Consider the following 1,041-nt stretch of genomic DNA (forward strand, 5'->3'; position numbering starts at 1 on the left):
CAAGGTTGCCGGAAAGGCTATAGGTAGTGTTAAAAAACCGCTATCAAATGCAAGAGGAAAAATGGATTTTGATAGGACTTTAGGTAGAAACTTTTTCAACGTCAAAAGCTACAGTTCACATAAAGATGGGATGTCTACCTTTATTGATACATATAAAGGTAATAATAGGCTTAATATTTCTGGTCATGGCAATTCACCAAGCTTTTTATTCTCAGGAAAAGTATTAGTTGATGGTGTGAATTTCAAAAGGGCGAAGGACGTTCTCCCATTATTAAAAAATGAGTATGATTTTGATAATATTGCCAGCATTCGAGTTCTTACTTGTTACTCAGGTGATCATCCAAGTTATTCCTTTGCTGCTGAGTTGCATCAATTAACTCAATTACCAGTAAAAGGATTTAAAGGAAAAATTCATGCAGCAGATCCAAGTGCTTTTGCAAGAGCAATCCAATTACGTGGTAATATAATTAATAAAAATGGTAAGCATAAATACGATCCAATCTGGTTTGGAATCAGAGTAATATAAGTTCCTATACCTAATAATAATTTATAAAGTATGTTTTATAAGAGTGGGATATGTTTGAAGTTTTTTTCCCACTTCTTTTTAATATCTTAAAATAGGTCTATACCTCAGAGAAATAAATAATGCTTCATAAAAAATTTAATAGAAATAAATTTAACAATTCTAGAAGACGTTTTCTAAAAAATACAGCGATAACCAGTGCCGCATCTATATCTGTATTGCCAGGGCAGGGTTTAACTCGTGGTTTGTATGCCTCATCTAGCGCACCATTGAAGAATAATCCGCTGGGTTTCAATGGAGAGAGGCAAGATCCATTAACAGGGTGTTATCATCTTGGGCAAGGTTACCGACAATATAATCCTCGTTTAATGCGTTTTCACGCATATGATTCTATGAGTCCATTTGGGCGTGGTGGCACTCATGGTTATGCTTATTGCTTGGGTGATCCTGTTAATCAACGTGATCCAAGTGGGCATTTTGCATTACTCAGCTTGCTTATCGGAGCCATCATAGGTGCT

At 35.5% G+C, this 1,041-nt stretch carries 2 protein-coding genes; both read left to right on the forward strand.

The window, feature by feature from the left end; all coding sequences use genetic code 11:
• Positions 1-526, forward strand: a 526-nt coding sequence (locus VSA01S_RS20145; RefSeq protein WP_222593945.1) for a hypothetical protein, incomplete at its 5' end; no start/stop codon positions are given.
• A gap of 119 nt (positions 527-645) precedes the next feature.
• A partial coding sequence (locus tag VSA01S_RS19780; protein ID WP_147052806.1) for an RHS repeat-associated core domain-containing protein occupies positions 646-1,041 on the forward strand: 396 nt, incomplete at its 3' end.

This window comes from Vibrio sagamiensis NBRC 104589 (genome assembly GCF_007990935.1).
Taxonomy (GTDB): Bacteria; Pseudomonadota; Gammaproteobacteria; order Enterobacterales; family Vibrionaceae; genus Vibrio; species Vibrio sagamiensis.